Genomic DNA, 18,435 nt, shown 5'->3' with positions numbered 1-18,435 from the left:
TGTTCCGCCAGGCGCGTGAACCAGCCCGGCCGGTCGCCGTCACGGTGCGCGGGGTGCTGCGGTGCCATGAGGTCTCCAGCCGTCCTCACGAGGTCACCCGGGCGGCAGGGGCCCTCAGAGGCCCGTCGGACACTTCGACGAGCCGCCCACGCCACAGGGCGTGCGGCCCGTCACCCGTATCCGAATCCGCCCGTGCCTACCCCGCCTTCCGCAGAGCATGCACCTGTTTGGAGAGGGGCCGGGTACTCCACCAGGCTTTTGAGGTCGAGCTGCACCCGCCGCGTGCGGGCCTGGCTGACGAGCCAGGCGATCTCGGCGGCGCGCTGCCGCCACTGCTGGGCTCGCTCTTGGTCGAAGCCGTGCTCGCGCAGGGCCCGGTCGCATGCCTCAGTTCCCCTTTTCGTGGTCGTTGCACCGAACGAGAGCCGAAGCGCCGTCCTTGAGCGCTGCCGGGCTGATGGCAGAGCCGGGGGAAGTTTTCCTGGTCGAGGAGCGGGTCGCCGCGTGGCTGCCGATGGCCCACCCCGCGGTTCTCGCCGACCTCGTCCAGCAGTACGAGACCCTGCACGCCCTGCACGCCGAGAAAGGCGGCCCGGAGGCACAGCAACGACTCGATGACGTCGTCTACACGCTGTGCACCGCCACCGGCACCCGCGACATCGACGCCGCTCTGATCGCCGCCCGCCACCAGCTCCCCGGCGCCCGAGCCGAAGACGACTCCCTCCTCGTCTCCGACGCCTGAGACGTGCTGTGGCCCGGCGGCCCGGCCGGGCCACAGCACTCGAATACATTCGGATGTGCTCCGTACGGTGCGCGAACTCGCTGCCGTACCGCCGGTGCAGACGGTGCCGAGCCCTGCGCACTCATCCGCTGGCGATGGGTTGGGCTGCCCCGGCGCTGACTGATGCCTTCGTCACTGGGCCGCCCGGAAACGTTGTCTCACGGAGCCTGCGGGAAGCGGCGCTGATCACCCGCCCCGCCACCGCCGATGAGGGCCGCGCCCTCCCCCTGGGGCCCGGTGTCCGGCGCCGGGGCGGTCGTCCGGGGCTTCGGGGCGGAGATGCGGGGCGGGGTGGTGAGTACGGCGAGGCAGCCGACGACCAGGGCGATGCCGACCCACCCCAGCGGGGGCAGACGTTCGCCGACGACCAGGACGGCCAGCACCGCCGCGACGGCGGGTTCCAGCAGGGAGAGCGTCGTCGCGGTGCTCGCCGGTACGTGGGCCAGGCCCCAGCCGAACAGGACGTAGCCGATGAACATCGGCACCAGGGCCATATAGGCGCCCACGGCCGCGTTGGACCAGGAGCTGAGCAGCGGGGCGCCGGTGGCCAGCAGTACGGGCACCAGCAGCAGACCGCCCAGCCCGAAGACGGCGCCCATGGCAGCGCCGGAGGTGATGCCGCCGCTGATCAGGCGGTGGGCCGCCCAGGAGTACAGGGCATAGGTGACACCGGCCACCAGGCCCAGCGCCACACCGAGCACGGTCGCCCCCACGGAACGGGCCCCGGTGTCGGCCGTGGCGGCCTCGGCCGCGCACAGCAGCACCGTCCCGGACAGCCCCAGCGCGGCGCCCACCGTCCAGCGGCGCGTCAGGCGGCGTCCGTCCGCGGCCCGTTCGATCACGGCCGAGGCGAGCGGGGCCGAGCCGATCGACACCACGGTCCCGGCGGCGACCCCGGCCAGGTGCATGGAGCTGTAGAACGCCAGCGGGTAGGCCCCCACCGCCAGCGCGCCGAGCAGCACCACACCGCGCCGCGTACGGAGCGCGGGCGCTTCCCGGGCGATGCGGGGGGCGGCCATGAGGGCCTGGAGCAGTCCGCCCAGGCCCATGGCCACGGCCCCGATCGCGAGCGGTCCCACGCCGGGTGCGAAGGTCGCGGCGGTGCCCGTGGTGCCCCACAGCACCGACGCCACGAGCACACACAGCGACCCCACTCCCGCCGAACCGGCCGTCTGTCCGGCGGGCCCCGTCACAGCCGGTCCACCAGGTCGGCCGCCATGGTCCGGGCGTGCGCCAGCCGCGTATCCGCGCCCTCCAGACCGGCGCGCGCCATCGCGCCCTCCAGCAGGAACGCCAGATGCTCCGCCATCGCGCGGGTCTCTTCGGGCCGCTCGGGTCGCAATTCCGCCAGGTGCGTGGCGAGCAGGGATTCCACTTCCTCCTTGTGGCGGCGCACCACGGCCCGTCCCTCGTCCCCGGCGGGCAGCTCCGCGGCCGCGTTGAGCAGACCGCACCCCCGGAAGCCGTTCTCATAGGCGAAGGCCGCGTGATCGGTGTACGCGTCGAAGACGGCCAGCACGCCGCCGCGGCCGTCGCCCGCCCGGACGCCCTCCAGCCGTCGCCGGTACAGCTCCATCCACTCCTCGTGCCGCGCGTCGAGGTAGGCCACCACCAGATCGGCCTTGGAGGAGAAGTTGTTGTACAGGCTCATCTTCGCCACGCCCGCCTCGGCGGTGATCGTGTCGATGCCGGTGGCGGATACGCCGTCCGCGTAGAAGCGGCGTGACGCGGCGGTGATCAACCGCTCACGCGCCGCCCCGCGCCGCCTGCCGGGCTGCCGTGCCGCGGCGTCGGTCGTGCTCATCTCGCGTCCCCTTCCGTTACTAGGTAGGTCAGTCTACCTAGTAACGCGGAGGATCGTTCAGTCGAGGACCGCGGTGGCCTCGATCTCGACGAGATGGTCCGGCACGTCCAGTGCCGCGACGCCCAGCAGTGAGGCGGGCGGGGTCGCGGTGATTCCCAGCTTCGCGGTCGCCCGGGAGATGCCCTCCAGAAGCACGGGCATCTTGTCGGGCGTCCAGTCGACGACGTAGACGGTCAGTTTCGCCACGTCGTCGAAGGAGCCGCCCGCACCGGCCAGGGCGGTGGCGACGTTGACGTAACACTGCTCGACCTGCGCGGCGAGATCGCCCTCGCCGACCGTGACGCCCTCGGCATCCCAGGCGACCTGCCCGGCGATGAAGACCAGCTTCGATCCGGACGCGATCGACACCTGCCGGTAGACGTCGATGCTGGGCAATCCGCTGGGGTTCACCAGAGTGATGGCCATGCCGTGTGCCTCCCTGTGAGCTTCACGCTCTCTCGTGGTTACTCGGGAACCGTAGGAGAGCGCCCGCTGACATGGAAGAACGCACTTTTCCGTGCCTGAGGAACCTGTTGGTGACCCAGCAGCTCACGAGCGTGCCGCTGTCGGTGATCCATAGTCGATCTGTCGACGATCTGTCGGTGGCCGCTGCGATCTTTGATGGCGGGGCGCCCACCCAGAGCGTCCCCGCTCGATACGGGCCCTCCGGGCCTTCTGCCGCAAGGGAGCTTGCCGCCATGCCATCCATGCCCTCCGCCCCACCCTCCTGGGATGTCCACCGGCTGCCGCATGCCGATGGCCGCGTCGTCCTGGTCACCGGCGGCAACGCGGGCATCGGGTACTTCATCGCGGAGCAGCTGTCCACGACCGGCGCCACTGTCGTGCTGGGCAGTCGCAGCCTGAAGAAGGCCGAGGCCGCGATGGCGGCCATCCGCGAGCGTGTCCCCGGTGCGCGGGTGCGGGCGCTGCGGCTGGACCTCGCCGACCTCTCGTCGCTCGAAACCGCCGTGGGCGCACTGGAGTCGAACCACCTCGACGCGGTGGTGCACAACGCCGGGGTCGCCCTCGACGATCCGCCGCGCCGCGAGACCGTGGACGGCCACGAGTTGATGTTCGGCACGAACCACCTCGGACACTTCGCGCTCACCACATGGCTGATGCCCCTGCTGTCGGCCGCACCCGCGGGCCGCGTCGTGACCATGGGCAGCTTCGCGGCGAAGACCGAACGGCTGGACCTGGACGACCCGCAGTCCCAGCGGGACTACCGGCCGAAGCGCACCTACGGACGGTCCAAGCTGGCGCAGATGTCCTTCGGTCTCGAACTCGACCGCCGTCTGCGCGCCACCGGCAGCGCGGTGGCGAGCGTGGTGGTCCACCCCGGTGGCGCCCTGGACTCCCTCACGCCCTCGCGGCCACCGGTGCACGTACGGACCCTCGGCACCCGGCTGCGCGCGGCGCCCGCCGGGGTCCTGCTCCAGGGCAAGGACGCCGGGGCGTGGTCCGCGGTGCGAGCGGTGCTCGACCCCGAGGTGCGCGGCGGGCAGTTGTGGGGGCCGAGCGCCTTCGGCCTGCGCGGCAGGCCACGGCCCGAACCGGTGTGGGCTCACCTCGCCGACACCGCCGTCGCGGCGCGGCTGTGGGACATGAGCCGCGCCATGACCGGCAGTGCGTGCATATAGCATCGTTACTGAGCAGTAGAGCGCCGCAACCGGAAGAGGAAACACAGTGCACAGCCCGGTCAAGCATGACGTCGTCGAGGTGAACGGTGTGCGGTTGCACATCGCGGAGCAGGGGCAGGGACCGCTGGTCCTGCTGCTGCACGGCTTTCCGGAGAGCTGGTACTCCTGGCGCCACCAGTTCGCCCCGCTGGCCGAGGCCGGATACCGCGTCGTCGCCCCCGATCAGCGCGGCTACGCCCGCAGCGAGCAGCCCGAGGACGTCGCCTCGTACAGCCTGCTCCACTTGGCCGGTGATGTGATCGGGCTGATCCGCGCGCTCGGCGAGGAGCGGGCGGTGGTCGTCGGACACGACTGGGGCGCCCCGGTCGCCTGGATCACGGCGATGCTGCGCCCCGATGTCGTACGGGCCGTGGCCGGGCTGAGCGTCCCACCGGCGCTGCCCGCCGGAATGGCCCCGCCCTCGGCCACCCGGACGTACTACGGCGAGGGCTTCTACCAGAACTACTTCCAGCAACTGGGCGTAGCCGACGCCGAGTTGGGGCAGGACATCGCGTCGTCCCTCCGCCGGATCCTGTTCAGCGGCTCCGGCGACAACCCGAAGAACGAGCGGCCCCGGCCCTGGGTCATCCCCGAGGGCCAGGCCCTGCTGGACACCGTGCCCGAACCGGAGCAGCTGCCCGGCTGGCTCACCGAGGCGGACATCGAGGTGTTCGCCCGCGACTACGCCGAACACGGCACCCGGGCCTTCACCGGTCCCCTCAACTGGTACCGCAACATCGAACGCAACCAGGAGCTTCTGGCCCCCTTCCGGGGCCGTGGCATCGAGGTGCCCGCGCTGTACATGGTGGGCGACCGCGACCTGGTCACCTCGTTCCGCGGCATGGACACCCTGCGCGCCTCACTGCGCCGGATCGTCCCCCAGCTGCACGACGAGGTGACCCTGCACGGCTGCGGCCACTGGACCCAGCAGGAACGCCCGGACGAAGTCAACGCCGCCCTGCGGGACTTCCTCGCTCATCTGGACGGCGACGGCCGCGGCTAACCGCCACCGTCCCCCGCCCGGGCGGCGTGCCAGATGCCGTACATCTCGTCCGCCGCCCCGGGCGCCGCGACCAGCAGCCCGCCCGACGGAATGCCCGCGGTCGGCCCGGTGTCGCCGAACGCGAGCGCGCCCGCCTCCCGGCAGATCAGCAGGGCGGGCAGCCCGTCCACCGCCTGGAACCTGCCGATCGCCCCCGCGCTCGCCCGGCCCGCCGCCACCTGGGCCAGTGACAGTGCCGTCGAGCCCATGATCCGCACGGTGCACAGACGGGCGGACAGCTCCGCGAGCACCCGGTCCATGCCGCGCCACGGGGCGTGGGCCGCCCACTCCGTCATCACCACCTGGCCCCCTACCCCGTCGGCCTCGGTCACCCGGATCGGCTCCCCGTCCAGGCGGGCGCCCTCGCCCCGTACCGCCGTGAAGACCTCGCCCCGCCATGGGTCGGCCACCAGCCCGAGCAGTGGCCCGGACGCGTCGGACAGGCCGAGGGAAAACGAACTCCAGCCCACCCCGTGCGCGTAGTTCGTCGTGCCGTCGACCGGATCCACCACCCAGCTCGGCGCCCCCGCCGCGCCCTCGCGCACCCCGTACTCCTCGCCCTCCACCCGGTGTCCGGGGAACTCGCGCAGCAGCACGGAGCGGACCTGGCGCTCGATCAGCTCATCGGTGTCAGTGACCAGGTCGGCCGCGTTCGCCTTGTACCGTACGCCGCCGGTACGGGGACGGCGCATGGCCTCCGCCGCCCACCGCGCCAGCTCACCGGCCACCGCCACGGCCCGGCGCAGCTCGGCCTCGTCCATCGTCGACACCTGTCCTCCCGCTGTGACCTGCTCCGCTCAGAGCCGCAGATGCGACGCCCCGTTGAGATCCAGCACCGTCCCCGACGCCCACGTGGCCTCCGCCGACGCCAGATACACCACCGCGGCCGCCACCTCCTCCGGTGTGCCGACCCTGCCGAACGGACTCTGCGCCCGCAGCGCGTCCCCCGACTCCCCGGCCAGCCGCCCCGCCACCCGCTCGGTGGCGGTGAACCCGGGCGCCACCGAGGTGACCGCGATCCCATGCGGCGCGAGCGCCACCGCCAGCGACTGGCCGAGCGCGTGCAGCGCCGCCTTGCTCGCCCCGTAGGCCGGATGGTCCGGCTCGCCACGGAACGCCCCGCGCGAGCCGACGTGCACGATCCGGCCGGGCACACCACGGTCGATGAGGTGCCGCGCCACGCAGTAACTCACATGCGCCGCCCCGAGCAGATTCACGTCGACCATCTGCCGCCAGACCTGCTGCCAGTCTTCGTACGACACGTCGGCCACCCGGTGCGCGTTGCTCTCCGAGGTGGCCACGGCCGCGTTGTTGACCAGCACGTCGACCCCGCCCAGCGCCTCCTCGGCAGTGTCGGCGATCCGCTGCGCCGCGACCGGATCGCCGAGGTCGCCACCGATGACGACATGGCCCTCGCCCGGCAGCGCCGCCCGGGTCTCCTCGGCGTCCGCCACCCGCGTCCCGTAGTGCACGGCCACCCGGTCGCCCCGCTCCGCGAACGCCCGCGCGACCGCCCGGCCGATGCCCCGGGACGCCCCGGTGACCAGCACACCCCTGCTCGGCGGACCCGGCACGGCACACCACTCCCTCTACGGTGGTACGGATGAAGCACCCCCACGCTACTCGCCGAGCAGTTGGGCGATGCGCTCGTGGGGAACATCCTCGGCGGAGGCGAAGGACCAGCGCGCGTCCCCGGTCTTGTCCACCAGCTTCGCGCGGACACCTTCGGCGAAGTCCGGCTCACGGACGAGCCGGGTCGCGACCTCCAGGTCCCGGCGCAGGCACTGGGCGAGGCTGTCGTGTCCGCCCAGGCGCAGCATCTCGTCGGTCAGCCGGAGGCTCAGCGGTGACGCGGCCGCGAGGGCGCCGAGCGCCGTCTCCGCCCAGACCGAACCGTCCGCCCGGAGGCGGTCGGCCACCTCGGACAGCGGGCCGGGCGCGAACGCCGCGGCGATGCGGTCGCCCGTGTCGTCCAGCTCGGACGGTGGCGCGGCGCGGGCGTACTTGGCGAGCGCCTCCGCGGGCTCGGCCGTGTCCAGGGCGGCGGTGAACTCGGTCAGCTCGGCGGAGGACACGAAGTGGGTCGCGAGCCCCGCCCTGACCGCGTCGGCCCCGCTCAGGCGGGCGCCGGTGAGCCCGAGGTAACGGCCGAGCGCGCCACCGAGCCGGGGCAGGAAGTGGCAGGCGCCGACGTCGGGATAGAAGCCGATGAGGGTTTCCGGCATCGCGAACACCGAGCGCTCGGTGGCCACCCGCACCGCACCGTGCACGGAGATGCCGAGGCCGCCGCCCATGGCGACCCCGTCCATCAGCGCCAGATACGGCTTGGGGTACTCGGCGATCTCCTGGTTCAGGGCGTACTCCTCGCGGAAGAAACGCGTCGTGGCGGCAGAGTCGCCACGCAGCGCCGCCTCCCGGATCGCCCGGATGTCCCCTCCCGCGCAGAACGCCCGTGGCGTGCCACTGCGGACGACGACGGCGCGGACACCGGGGTCGCCACGCCACTGGTCCAGCGCGCCGCGCATGGCCAGCACGGTGTCGGTGTCGAGCGCGTTGAGCGCCGACGCGCGGTTGAGCACCAGATGCGCCACCCCCTCGCGCACCGAGGTTTCGACGGTTGTCATGAGCGCCTTTCCGTATGAGGGCCTAATGATGGTTTCCGCCCCTTCAGCCATCCGCCCGCGTGCGCCTAGCGTGTGCGTCCAGGTCAACGGACAGGCCCATGAACAGGCCCATGAACAGGCCCACGGACAGGCCCATGGAAGGGAAGGACACCCGTCATGCAGCACGCTCTCACCACCGAGGACCTGCTCGCCACCTGCTGGACCACCGCCGGTGACACCGCGCCCGGGCGGGGCGACGGGCGCAGTGCGCTGACGCTGCGGGAGCGGGCGGAGGCGGCGGGCGCCGCCGGATTCCGGGGGTTCGGGCTGGTCCACGCGGACCTGGTGGAGGCCGAACGCGCGTACGGGCTCGCGGGCATGCGGTCGCTCTTCGAGGACAACGGACTCGTCCACCTGGAGCTGGAGTTCCTGACGGACTGGTGGACCGACGGCGACCGCCGTACCGCCTCCGACGCGGTACGCCGGGACCTCCTGCGGGCCGCCGAGGCACTGGGCGCCCGCCACATCAAGGTGGGGCCCGACCACGAGGACCGGCCGTGGGACGCCGACACCTGGGCCGGGGAGTTCGCCGCGCTGGCCGCCCAGGCGGACGGCGTGGGGGCTCGGCTCGGAATCGAGTTCCTCCCCTGGTCCAACCTCAAGACCGTGCACGACGGACTCCGGCTGGTCGAGGCCGCGGGCCATCCGGCGGGCGGCCTCATCATCGACGTCTGGCACACCGAGCGCGCCCACACCCCACCGGCCGAGCTGGCGGGCGTACCGGGGCCGCGCATCGTGGGTGTCGAGCTGAGCGACGCGGACAGCCGGGTCGAGGGCACGCTGTTCGAGGACACCGTACGGCGCCGTCGCCTGTGCGGTGAGGGCTCCTTCGCCCTGCCGGGAATCATCACCGCGCTCCGCGCCACCGGCTGGTCCGGCCCGTGGGGAGTGGAGATCCTCTCCGATACGCATCGGACACGTCCGGTACGGGAAGCCGCCGACGCGGCGTACCGCACCGCCGCCGGGGCGCTCGGCCCGGCGGCGGTGCGGTAAAGAGGGCTCTCGCCCGCTCTCACACCTCTTCGAGCCGTACCGGCCGGTGCTCACGCAGTGACAGGGCACAGGCCTCGGCGATCCGGCTCGCCTCGATGGCATCCGCCACCGTGCAGGGCGAGGTCCGGGTGCCCGCCACGACCTCGGTGAAGGCGGTGAGTTCGGCACGGTAGGCGTCGGCGAAGCGGTCCATGAAGAAGTCGTGCGGCGGCCCGGCCGGGAACGTGGCGCCCGGCTCGGCCGAACGCAGCGGCAGCCTGTCCTCCAGGCCGACCGCGATGCTGTCCGTCATACCGTGCAATTCCAGCCGTACATCGTAACCACGGCCGTTGTGGCGGGAGTTGGAAACGACGGCGATGGTGCCGTCGTCGAGGGTGAGCAGCGCGGACGCCGTGTCGACGTCGCCCGCCTCCCGGATGTACGCCGCGCCTCGGTTGCCGCCGGTCGCGTACACCTCGGTGACCTCGCGTCCCGTCACCCAGCGCACGATGTCGAAGTCGTGCACACCGCAGTCGCGGAACAGCCCGCCGGAGACCGCGACATAGGCGGCCGGGGGAGGGGCCGGGTCCAGCGTGGTGGACCGTACGGTGTGCAGCGGCCCCAGCTCGCCGCTCACCACGGCCCCGCGCGCGGCCACGCAGCCCGCGTCGAAGCGCCGGTTGAACCCGATGTGCACCGGAACACCGCCGCCCTCGACCGCGCGCAGCACGTCCGCGGCCTCCTCGATCCCGCGCGCCACGGGCTTCTCGCAGAACGCGGGTACCCCCGCCTCGATCGCGGCGCGGATCAGCTCGGGGTGGGCGTCGGTCGCGGCCGCGATCACGACGCCGTCGACACCGGCGGCGAACACGGCCTCGGGGGAGTCCACCGCCGTGGCCCCCCACCGTTCGGTGGCCGCTGCGGTGGCGGCGGCCACCGGATCGGTGACCACCAGGGAGTCCACCGTGTCCAGTCCGGACAGGGTCTGTGCGTGGAACGCGCCGATCCGGCCCAGCCCCATGATGCCTATACGCATGGCAGCTACTCCTTCAGCCCACGGGGCGGTTCACTCGAACCCGCCGATGACGTTCTGGTCCCAGTCGATGACCGACCCGGTGACCACACCGCTGCGCTCGGAGAGCAGGAAAACCACGAAGTCGGCGATCTCGTCGGGCTGCCCCAGCTTTCCCATCGGCTGCGCCGCGGCGGCCTTCTGACGCCAGTCGTCGCCCGCACCGTGGAAGGCTCGCTGCGTCGCGTCCTCGCCCTCGGTGTCCGTCCAGCCGATGTTGAGGCCGTTGATACGGATACGGTCCCAGCGGTGGGCGTAGGCCGCGTTGCGGGTCAGGCCCGCCAGTCCCGCCTTCGCGGCGGAGTACGGCGCCAGATGCGGCGGGCCGCCGTGGGCGCAGTTGGAGAGGATGTTGACGATGGTCCCCGCCGCCTCGCGGGCCGTCATGTCGGCCACCGCCGCCTGCATCGCGAAGAAGGGCGCGCGCAGGTTGATCGCCATATGCGCGTCGAACAGCTCTGGCGTGGTGTCGAGCAGCGAGCCGCGCGAGGTCAGCCCGGCCGCGTTGACCAGGCAGTCGACGCGGCCGTGCGTGTCCACGGTCCGTACGACGCTCCCGCGCGCCTGCTCCGGGTCCGCCAGGTCCGCGCGGACGAAGTGGGTGCCCGTGTCCGTGGCGAGCGGCTCGGCGACCTCGGCCCGGCGTCCGGTGAACACGACGGTCGCGCCCTCGCGCGCGGCCGCCCGCACGATCCCCGCGCCCACGCCCTGGCTGCCGCCGTTGACGAGGACGACCTTGTCGTTGAGCAGTCCCATGATGGGCTGTGCCTCCTTCAGCTCTGGCGGCGCTCGGCGCCCGCGCGCAGTTCCTGTCGCAGCCGCTCCGGCGCCCAGCCCTCGGCCACGGCCTGCCGGAGGGTGTCCGCCTGGGAGGGCGGGGCGAGCCCGCCGACCGGCGGATCGAGGTCCAGGTTGGTGGGGAAGGCATAGCCCTCGGCCGTGGCGGCGACCACCCGGTGCAGCCACTCCTGTGAGACGCCCTCGGCAGTACGGCGCAGCAGCACCGGGAAGAGCGCGTTCGCCATCGCCTGGCGGTCCACGCTCTCCATCGCGCGGCCGAAGGCGGAGGAGATCTGGAGCAGATTGGCCATGCGCCTGATGTCGGCCGAGCGGTTGTGCCCGGCGGCGTGGAAGAGCGCGGGGTTGAAGAACACCGCGTCGCCCTTCTCCAGCGGGAGCTGGACGTGGTGGCCTTCGAAGTAGTCGATGAACTCCGGCAGCCGCCAGGCCAGATAGCCGGGCTCGTACTTCTGCGAGTGCGGCAGGTACAGGGTCGGCCCCGACTCGACCGGCATGTCGCAGTGCGCCACCGCGCCCTGCAGGGTCAGGACGGGCGACAGCCGGTGGACGTGCGCCGGATACGAGGCCGCCCGTGCCTGAGGGAGGAAGCCCAGGTGGTAGTCGCGGTGCGCACTCTGCGCGGCGCCACCCGGGTTGACCACGTTGACCTGCGAGGTGACCTGGTACGCCGGGCCCAGCCAGGCCTCGGAGACCAGCGCCAGCATGTCGTTGGCGTAGTAGTCCGCGAACGCCTCCGGCGCGTGCGTGGCCATCTTCTCCAGCGCGTTCCACACCCGGTCGTTGGCGCCCGGCTTGGCGAAGTGGTCACCGCGGGCGCCACCCCGCGCACGCTCCTCCTCGATCAGCGCGCGGAACGCGGCGGACGCGCCGTCCACGACGGCCGGGTCCGGATACGCGCGACGCAGCACCACCACGCCGGGCCCGTCCAGCAGGGCCCGCACCAGCTCGGCCTGGACCGCCCGGAGCCCCTCCCCGGTGGCCGCGAGGTCGCGGATCCGGTCGCTGTCGTACAGCGGGACGCCCTGCTCGATCCGCTCGGCCGAGGGGTGGTCATGCGGGTCGGTGCCCTGCTCGACCAGCGTGCGGAACGCGTCGAGAGCGCAGTCGTCCTCGGTCAGCCACGTCCGTGTCATCGCGTCGGTGGGGGACATCCCGGTCCTTTCGCCGTGCCTGCCTTTCTGCCAGTCTTATGAACCTCCATCCATCAATCAATCCGCAGCATCCCATCAAAAAACCATCATCGGCATCGAGGACATCCCCATGCGGCACCCCTACACGATCAAGGAGATCGCCCGGCAGGCCGGGTTGAGCGAGGCCACCGTCGACCGGGTCCTCAACGACCGGGGCGGCGTACGGGAGAGCACCGTCACGGAGGTGCGCCAGGCGGTCAAGGACCTGGACCGCCAGCGGACCCAGGTGCGCATCGGGGGGCGCACCTTCATGATCGATATCGTGATGCAGGCGCCGGACCGGTTCTCCACCGCCGTACGCGACGCACTCGAAGCCGAACTGCCGTCCCTCCACCCCGCCGTGGTGCGCTCGCGCTTCCACTTCCGGGAGACCGGCCCCGCCTCGGAGCTGATCGCCGCCCTGGACAAGATCGCCAAGCGGGGTTCGCAGGGCGTGCTCCTCAAGGCCCCGGACCTGCCGGAGATCGGGGCCGCCGTCGGACGGCTGACCGAGGCGGGCATCCCCGTCGTCACCCTGGTGACCGACCTGCCCGGCAGCGCGCGCAAGGCGTACGTCGGCATCGACAACCGCGCCGCCGGGGCCACCGCCGCCTACCTCACGGGGCAATGGCTCGGCGGCCGTCCCGGCAATGTCCTCGTCACCATCAGCCGGGGCTCCTTCCGAGGCGAGGAGGAGCGCGAGATGGGCTTCCGTGGCGCGATGCGCAACGCCCACCCCGGCCGGTCCCTGGTGGAGGTCACCGACAGCGACGGCCTCGACGCCACCCAGCGGGACCTCGTCCTGGCGGCGCTGGAGCGCGACGGCGACATCATCGGCGTCTACTCCATCGGCGGCGGCAACGCCGCGACCCTCGACGCCTTCGACACCCTCGGACGGGAGTGCGCGGTGTTCATCGCCCACGACCTGGACCACGACAACACCCGGCTGCTGCGCGAACGCCGCCTCTCCGCGGTCCTCCACCACGACCTGCGCCAGGACATGCGCCGCGCCTGCCAGACCATCATGCGGGCCCACCAGGCGCTGCCCGACGACGGGCCCTCGCTGCCCTCGGCGATCCAGGTGGTCACCCCGTACAACATGCCGTGAGCCATACCGTGAAAAACGGCCAGGCCGACCCGTGCGGGTCGGCCTGGCCGCTGCTCAGCGGAACCGATCAGGAGACCGGTCAGACGAGGTCGTACCGGTCGAGGTCCATCACCTTGGTCCACGCCGCCACGAAGTCCTTCACGAACTTCTCCTTGGCGTCATCGCTCGCGTAGACCTCCGCGACCGCGCGCAGTTCGGAGTTCGAGCCGAAGACGAGGTCGGCACGGGTGCCGGTCCACTTGACCTTGCCCGCGGCGTCGCGCCCCTCGAACGTGTCCTGGGCCTCGGACGTCGACTTCCACTCCATGCCCAGCTCGAGCAGGTTGACGAAGAAGTCGTTGGTCAGCTTCCCCGGGGTGGCGGTGAAGACACCGTGCTGCGACTGCTGGTAGTTCGCGCCCAGGACGCGGAGGCCACCGACGAGGACCGTCATCTCCGGGGTGCTCAGGGTCAGCAGGTTCGCCCGGTCGACCAGCAGGTACTCGGCGGGGAGCCGGTTGCCCTTGCCGACGTAGTTGCGGAACCCGTCGGCCTTCGGCTCCAGCGCCGCGAACGACTCGGCGTCGGTGTGCTCCTCGGTCGCGTCGACCCGGCCCGGGGTGAAGGGCACCTCGATGTCGTGGCCCGCGTCCTTGGCCGCCTTCTCCACGGCGGCGGAACCGCCGAGCACGATCAGGTCGGCCAGCGACACCTTCTTGGCACCGGAGTTGAACTCCCGCTGGATGCCCTCGAGGGTGCGCAGGACCGTCGCGAGCTGCTCGGGGTTGTTGACCTCCCACCCGCGCTGCGGCTCCAGGCGGATGCGCGCGCCGTTGGCGCCGCCGCGCTTGTCACTGCCGCGGAAGGTCGAGGCCGACGCCCACGCGGTGCTGACCAGCTGCGAGACGGTCAGGCCCGAGTCGAGGAGCTTGGCCTTGAGGGCCGCGATGTCCTCGGCGCCGATGGTCTCGCCCTCCGCCTCCGGCAGCGGGTCCTGCCACAGCAGGGTCTCCTCCGGAACCTCCGGGCCGAGGTAGAGCGACTTCGGACCCAGGTCGCGGTGGGTCAGCTTGTACCAGGCGCGCGCGAAGGCGTCCGCGAACTCCTGCGGGTTCTCGTAGAAGCGGCGGGAGATCGGCTCGTAGATCGGGTCGTACCGCAGCGACAGGTCCGTGGTGAGCATCTGCGGGCGGAGCTTCTTCGACGAGTCGTAGGCGTGCGGGACGATCTCCGGGGCGTCCTTGGCCACCCACTGGTTGGCCCCGGCCGGGCTCTGGGTCAGCTCGTACTCGTACTCGAAGAGGTTCTTGAAGAACCCGTTGCTCCACTCGGTCGGGGTCGTGGTCCAGGTGACCTCCAGACCCGAGGTGATGGCGTCCGCGCCCTTGCCGGTGCGGAAGGTGTTCTTCCAGCCGAGGCCCTGCTCCTCGATCGTGGCGGCCTCGGGGTCGGCGCCGACGCTGTCCGCCGGGCCCGCGCCGTGGGTCTTGCCGAAGGTGTGACCGCCCGCGATCAGGGCGACCGTCTCCTCGTCGTTCATCGCCATCCGGCGGAACGTCTCACGGATGTCACGGGCCGCGGCCAGCGGGTCCGGGTTGCCGTTGGGGCCCTCCGGGTTGACGTAGATGAGGCCCATCTGGACCGCGCCGAGCGGGTTCTCCAGCTCCCGGTCGCCGGTGTAGCGCTCGTCGCCGAGCCAGGTGGTCTCGGGGCCCCAGTAGACGTCCTCGTCGGCCTCCCAGACGTCCGGGCGGCCGCCGGCGAAGCCGAAGGTCTCGAAGCCCATCGATTCCAGGGCGACATTGCCGGTGAGGATCAGGAGGTCGGCCCACGAGATGCTCTGGCCGTACTTCTTCTTGACCGGCCACAGCAGACGGCGGGCCTTGTCCAGGTTCCCGTTGTCCGGCCAGCTGTTCAGGGGGGCGAAGCGCTGCTGGCCCGCACCGGCGCCGCCGCGGCCGTCGCTGATCCGGTAGGTGCCCGCGCTGTGCCAGGCCATACGGATCATGAACGGACCGTAGTGGCCGAAGTCGGCCGGCCACCAGTCCTGCGAGGTGGTCAGCACCTCGGCGATGTCCTGCTTGAGCGCCGCGAGGTCGAGGCCCTGGAACGCCTCGGCGTAGTCGAAGCCCTCGTCGAGGGGGTCGGCCACGGCCGGGTTCTTGGCAAGGATCTTCAGATTGAGCCGCTCCGGCCACCACTGGCGGTTTCCGCCGCCCTGGGTCGGATGCGGGGCACGCCCGTGCGCGACGGGGCAGCCACCGCCCTCGCCCTCCGTCTTCGCGTCTACGACGATTGCTTCATGGTTCTCAGACATGGGAATCCTTCCGGACCAGGCGGATCAGGTGCCCAGGAACTGCGGGCGGTGGAACAGTCGGGGCCGGGCCCCACGTCTCCGGCTGCTGCCGAATTGGAGTCTTCCTGTCCCTTGGCTATCGCCGGAACCGATCCTACGATGGACAGGGTCTAAGTCAATAAGCACGCCAAACCCAGATCCCATCAGAGTCCCGGGACCCATGGGTAAGATCGGGACATCCCACCGAACGTGAATAGGTGAGCCTGTATGAGTGACCTGCTGCGGCGACTGCGAGGGCGTGGCTGGCGTATGACCTCCCAGCGACGTGTCGTCGCGGAGGTCCTCGACGGGGACCATGTGCACCTCACCGCCGACGAGGTGCACGCCCGGGCGGCGGAGCGGCTGCCCGAGATCTCCCGGGCGACCGTGTACAACACCCTGGGCGAGCTGGTCTCCCTCCGCGAGGTCATGGAGGTCTCCACCGACGGCCGCGCCAAGCGCTACGACCCCAACGCCCACCACGCGCACCAGCACCTGGTGTGCTCCAGCTGCGGCACCATCCGCGACGTCCACCCCACCGGCGACCCGCTGACCGCCCTCCCGGCGGAGGAGCGGTTCGGCTTCACGGTGTCCGGGGCCGAGGTCACCTACCGCGGCCTGTGTCCGTCCTGCGTCTAGATCACGCGGGAGATCCCCCGGCGGCACGCATCAGGTCATCGCGGCGGTGACTCCGATCCCGAATCGGGCCGAGAGGCTGTCCCGGATGGTCTCCATCGCGTCGATGACCGACGTGCACAACGAGATGGCGTGCAGGACGGCCCCCGGGGGCAGGGCGTCGTCCTCCCGGCCCTGCCCCAGCCTCCGCCGGACGCGGCGCGCGCTGCCCCACACCGCGAGCGTGAAGTGCATGGCGGCGGTCCCGGTCATGCCCTGACCGGTGTACGGACCGGACACGACGAGCCGGTTGTAGTAGTAGGTGATCCGGGCGTCGAGCTGATTCCGCAGCAGGCAGGTGTCGCCGGAGACGCTGCCGGGCGGGAGGAGCTGGGCCAGCAGCTTGGCGTCCTGGTAGGCGTCCGCGACCAGCTCGGCGAAGGCCGGGGTCCGGCCCGCGGCCTCGGGGTGCTCGTCGGCGTCCGTCCCCGCCGGGCGGATGGTGATGGCTCCGTCGATGTGGATGTCGCGGTACGCCGCGTACAGGTCGGGCTGGCTGGGCAGCGGTACGTCTTCGGTCGGGACCGCGTGCCAGTGCGCCAGGGCGGCGCCGCGGTCGGTGTCGAGGTTGGCGCTCACGGTATCCAGTACGGCAGCGTCTGCTGCGGCGAGGAGAGCGTCGAGCGCCGTGTCCGGATGGGTCATTTCGCACCTCCAGCGGATGTCACGCCCAAGATGTCCTTCAGCAGGGCACGGGCGCGGGCGACGTTCTGCCGGACCGCGTTCGGTTGCATCTCCAACGTCTCCGCGATCTCGTTCGTCGAATAGCCGTCGAGGAGCCAGGCCATCACCTGACGCTGCCTCATCGGCAGTCGGGCCAGGGCCTCGAACACCTGCTTCTCCTGGTCGGCCAGCACGACCCTCTCCAACGGACAGGAGAAGGCAGGCCGGTCGGGCACCTCGTCGGTGAGTTCCTCCTGCGGACGCGGAGCCTGCCGCAGGTACTGACGGAAGGCCACCCTGCGCAACCACGCGCCGGGGGACTCGATCAGATGCCACACGCGGAAGCCCTCGATGAAGGCGGCCTGAGCGGCATCGGCCGCCTCGTGCGGACTGGCCCCGTAGCGCATGACGAACCTGATCAGGGACGCCATGTGCTGCTCGTAGTAGCGGGAGAAGCTCTCGCGGAGCGCCTCGTCTTGGTGGGCAGGCACGGAGACACCACGTTGGCCGGGAAGGGACACGGGCAGGGCGCGGACGGTATGGCTCGTGCGGCTATCCACGCGCTCCTCCCGTCGGCGGGCCGACCCGGACCCGGATGCTGTCGCCGTGGTGCGCCTCGCTCAGCGTGCTGCCCGGCGGCAGCGCGCGCACGCGCTCGCTGATGCCCTGCTGACGCAGCCGGGCCAGCCGGACGCGGGCACGACTGCCCATCCAGGCGTACAGCAGACGCGCTCCCGCGGCGCAGACCGTTACCACGGCTGCCGCGACCGCGATCTCCATGCGGCTCCTCACAACTCCTTCGATCGACGGTGCCCCATTGCATCGTCGGCGGACCTATAGGAGTGCGCTTGGGCTCGTAATGTGTGACATCCGGATCACAACAGGCCCACAGTGCGGTCTTGTGCCCGGTCTTCAGGCGGGGCGCTTGGCCATGACGACCAGACCCGGCCCCGTTCGCTCATCGGCGGGGAGCCGGAGTTCGGCGACCGGCCGCAGTCCGGCCTGCTCGATCAGGTCCACGAGTTGTTCCGGCCGCCATTTGTGCGTCGTCCAGCGAACGGGTACACCCCCGTAGGCCTCGGTGCGCACCGCGTCCTCGTCGCCGACGTGTGTGGCGGTGATGAAGTGTCCGCCTGGTTTCAGGGCGCGCGCGAACAGGGCGAGGACCTGAGGAAGGACGTCGCGGGGGAGGTTGAACAGTGACCACCACCCGAGCACGCCGCCGAGGGACGCTTCGCGAAGGTCGAGGTCGGTGGCGGAGGCGACGCTGAAGCGGCACTGCGGATGAAGACGGCGCGCGTTTTCGATCATGCGGGCTGAGAGATCGACTCCGGACACGTCGAGTCCGCGTTCGGCGAGGTAGGCGGTCACCGTTCCGGGGCCGCAGCCGACGTCGAGGACTGGCCCGAGCCCGCTCACGGTGTCGGCGAAGGCATCGATTGACGCCTTGAGCCATGGATGCTTACGGATATCACCCATTCCCGTCGTCAGCACCATGTGGGCGTAGTTGTCGGCCACCCGGTCATAGGACTCACGGACCATGTCGAGATCGGCTGGGCGGTCAATATGGTGGGCGCGCATCGGCCAACAATAGGGCGACGGGGGCGACTTGGCACGCGCGGGGAGCGTAGCCCTGGCCGCGGCACCGCGGTC

General features: G+C 71.5%; 20 protein-coding genes. 6 read left to right on the top strand and 14 right to left on the bottom strand.

Going from position 1 to position 18,435, the window contains the following annotated elements; all coding sequences use genetic code 11:
- Window positions 1-508 precede the first annotated feature (508 nt).
- Window positions 509-742, top strand: a complete 234-nt coding sequence (locus tag ACZ6CL_RS33430) for a DUF5133 domain-containing protein (RefSeq protein ID WP_468942772.1) — start codon at window positions 509-511, stop codon at window positions 740-742.
- Window positions 743-939: 197 nt separating this feature from the next.
- Here the strand turns inward: ACZ6CL_RS33430 and ACZ6CL_RS33425 are convergent, their stop codons facing one another.
- The 3 genes from ACZ6CL_RS33425 to ACZ6CL_RS33415 are packed head-to-tail and all read right to left on the bottom strand — an operon-like array spanning window position 940 to window position 3,050.
- Complete coding sequence (locus tag ACZ6CL_RS33425) at window positions 940-1,974, bottom strand: DMT family transporter (RefSeq protein WP_468942752.1); 1,035 nt, start codon at window positions 1,972-1,974, stop codon at window positions 940-942.
- Window positions 1,971-2,585, bottom strand: a complete 615-nt coding sequence (locus ACZ6CL_RS33420; RefSeq protein WP_468942749.1) for a TetR/AcrR family transcriptional regulator — start codon at window positions 2,583-2,585, stop codon at window positions 1,971-1,973. Before ACZ6CL_RS33420 ends, ACZ6CL_RS33425 begins: the two co-directional genes overlap by 4 nt.
- Window positions 2,586-2,642: 57 nt before the next feature.
- On the bottom strand, window positions 2,643-3,050 hold the full coding sequence (locus ACZ6CL_RS33415) for a RidA family protein (protein WP_468942746.1): 408 nt from the start codon (window positions 3,048-3,050) through the stop codon (window positions 2,643-2,645).
- Window positions 3,051-3,331: 281 nt separating this feature from the next.
- On the opposite strand from ACZ6CL_RS33415, the gene ACZ6CL_RS33410 reads away from it, so the two are divergent.
- Both ACZ6CL_RS33410 and ACZ6CL_RS33405 read left to right on the top strand, forming a co-directional pair.
- Window positions 3,332-4,264 (top strand): SDR family NAD(P)-dependent oxidoreductase, encoded by a 933-nt coding sequence (locus ACZ6CL_RS33410; RefSeq protein WP_468942769.1) that lies wholly within the window; start codon window positions 3,332-3,334, stop codon window positions 4,262-4,264.
- Window positions 4,265-4,310: 46 nt separating this feature from the next.
- Window positions 4,311-5,306, top strand: a complete 996-nt coding sequence (locus tag ACZ6CL_RS33405; protein WP_468942745.1) for an alpha/beta fold hydrolase — start codon at window positions 4,311-4,313, stop codon at window positions 5,304-5,306.
- On the opposite strand, the gene ACZ6CL_RS33400 is transcribed toward ACZ6CL_RS33405, so the two are convergent.
- Genes ACZ6CL_RS33400 through ACZ6CL_RS33390 form a run of 3 tightly spaced genes read right to left on the bottom strand, consistent with a single transcriptional unit; the run spans window position 5,303 to window position 7,969 of the window.
- Window positions 5,303-6,106: an inositol monophosphatase family protein gene (locus tag ACZ6CL_RS33400; protein WP_468942768.1), complete on the bottom strand. Its 804-nt coding sequence runs from the start codon at window positions 6,104-6,106 to the stop codon at window positions 5,303-5,305. The two genes, ACZ6CL_RS33405 and ACZ6CL_RS33400, sit on opposite strands and share 4 nt — an antisense overlap.
- A 36-nt stretch (window positions 6,107-6,142) precedes the next feature.
- The gene (locus ACZ6CL_RS33395; protein ID WP_468942742.1) at window positions 6,143-6,919 is read right to left on the bottom strand and encodes an SDR family NAD(P)-dependent oxidoreductase; all 777 of its coding nucleotides are present in this window, start codon (window positions 6,917-6,919) and stop codon (window positions 6,143-6,145) included.
- A 45-nt stretch (window positions 6,920-6,964) separates the two neighbouring features.
- Window positions 6,965-7,969: an enoyl-CoA hydratase/isomerase family protein gene (locus ACZ6CL_RS33390; RefSeq protein WP_468942740.1), complete on the bottom strand. Its 1,005-nt coding sequence runs from the start codon at window positions 7,967-7,969 to the stop codon at window positions 6,965-6,967.
- A gap of 156 nt (window positions 7,970-8,125) precedes the next feature.
- Here ACZ6CL_RS33390 and ACZ6CL_RS33385 point away from each other — a divergent pair, with 156 nt between their 5' ends.
- On the top strand, window positions 8,126-9,001 hold the full coding sequence (locus ACZ6CL_RS33385) for a sugar phosphate isomerase/epimerase family protein (protein WP_468942738.1): 876 nt from the start codon (window positions 8,126-8,128) through the stop codon (window positions 8,999-9,001).
- A gap of 19 nt (window positions 9,002-9,020) precedes the next feature.
- Here ACZ6CL_RS33385 and ACZ6CL_RS33380 read toward each other — a convergent pair whose 3' ends face one another.
- Genes ACZ6CL_RS33380 through ACZ6CL_RS33370 form a run of 3 tightly spaced genes read right to left on the bottom strand, consistent with a single transcriptional unit; the run spans window position 9,021 to window position 12,004 of the window.
- On the bottom strand, window positions 9,021-10,016 hold the full coding sequence (locus ACZ6CL_RS33380; protein ID WP_468942737.1) for a Gfo/Idh/MocA family protein: 996 nt from the start codon (window positions 10,014-10,016) through the stop codon (window positions 9,021-9,023).
- A 30-nt stretch (window positions 10,017-10,046) separates the two neighbouring features.
- A complete protein-coding gene (locus tag ACZ6CL_RS33375; RefSeq protein WP_468942734.1) occupies window positions 10,047-10,808 on the bottom strand; it encodes an SDR family oxidoreductase in 762 nt (253 codons plus the stop codon).
- Between the two features lie 17 nt (window positions 10,809-10,825).
- Window positions 10,826-12,004, bottom strand: a complete 1,179-nt coding sequence (locus tag ACZ6CL_RS33370; protein WP_468942732.1) for a phytanoyl-CoA dioxygenase family protein — start codon at window positions 12,002-12,004, stop codon at window positions 10,826-10,828.
- Between the two features lie 109 nt (window positions 12,005-12,113).
- Here ACZ6CL_RS33370 and ACZ6CL_RS33365 point away from each other — a divergent pair, with 109 nt between their 5' ends.
- Window positions 12,114-13,130, top strand: a complete 1,017-nt coding sequence (locus ACZ6CL_RS33365; RefSeq protein ID WP_468942730.1) for a LacI family DNA-binding transcriptional regulator — start codon at window positions 12,114-12,116, stop codon at window positions 13,128-13,130.
- Window positions 13,131-13,209: 79 nt separating this feature from the next.
- On the opposite strand, the gene katG is transcribed toward ACZ6CL_RS33365, so the two are convergent.
- On the bottom strand, window positions 13,210-15,426 hold the full coding sequence (gene katG / locus ACZ6CL_RS33360) for a catalase/peroxidase HPI (protein WP_468942727.1): 2,217 nt from the start codon (window positions 15,424-15,426) through the stop codon (window positions 13,210-13,212).
- A gap of 246 nt (window positions 15,427-15,672) precedes the next feature.
- Between katG and ACZ6CL_RS33355 the strand changes: the two genes are divergently transcribed.
- Window positions 15,673-16,083: a Fur family transcriptional regulator gene (locus ACZ6CL_RS33355; protein ID WP_468942725.1), complete on the top strand. Its 411-nt coding sequence runs from the start codon at window positions 15,673-15,675 to the stop codon at window positions 16,081-16,083.
- A gap of 30 nt (window positions 16,084-16,113) precedes the next feature.
- Here ACZ6CL_RS33355 and ACZ6CL_RS33350 read toward each other — a convergent pair whose 3' ends face one another.
- The 4 genes from ACZ6CL_RS33350 to ACZ6CL_RS33335 form a co-directional block, all read right to left on the bottom strand.
- Entirely contained in the window at window positions 16,114-16,764 is a 651-nt protein-coding gene (locus ACZ6CL_RS33350; RefSeq protein WP_468942722.1) for a hypothetical protein, read from the bottom strand.
- Window positions 16,761-17,273 carry an RNA polymerase sigma factor gene (locus tag ACZ6CL_RS33345; RefSeq protein WP_468942719.1) on the bottom strand — a complete coding sequence of 171 codons (513 nt, stop codon included), beginning with the start codon at window positions 17,271-17,273 and terminating at the stop codon, window positions 16,761-16,763. Before ACZ6CL_RS33345 ends, ACZ6CL_RS33350 begins: the two co-directional genes overlap by 4 nt.
- 61 nt (window positions 17,274-17,334) lie before the next feature.
- Window positions 17,335-17,562 carry a hypothetical protein gene (locus tag ACZ6CL_RS33340; RefSeq protein ID WP_468942718.1) on the bottom strand — a complete coding sequence of 76 codons (228 nt, stop codon included), beginning with the start codon at window positions 17,560-17,562 and terminating at the stop codon, window positions 17,335-17,337.
- A gap of 132 nt (window positions 17,563-17,694) precedes the next feature.
- The gene (locus tag ACZ6CL_RS33335; RefSeq protein ID WP_468942715.1) at window positions 17,695-18,363 is read right to left on the bottom strand and encodes a class I SAM-dependent methyltransferase; all 669 of its coding nucleotides are present in this window, start codon (window positions 18,361-18,363) and stop codon (window positions 17,695-17,697) included.
- Between the last annotated feature and the right edge of the window lie 72 nt (window positions 18,364-18,435).

The sequence above is a fragment of the Streptomyces sp. NPDC041200 genome, assembly GCF_055591805.1.
This window is presented reverse-complemented; position numbering and strand designations above follow the sequence as displayed.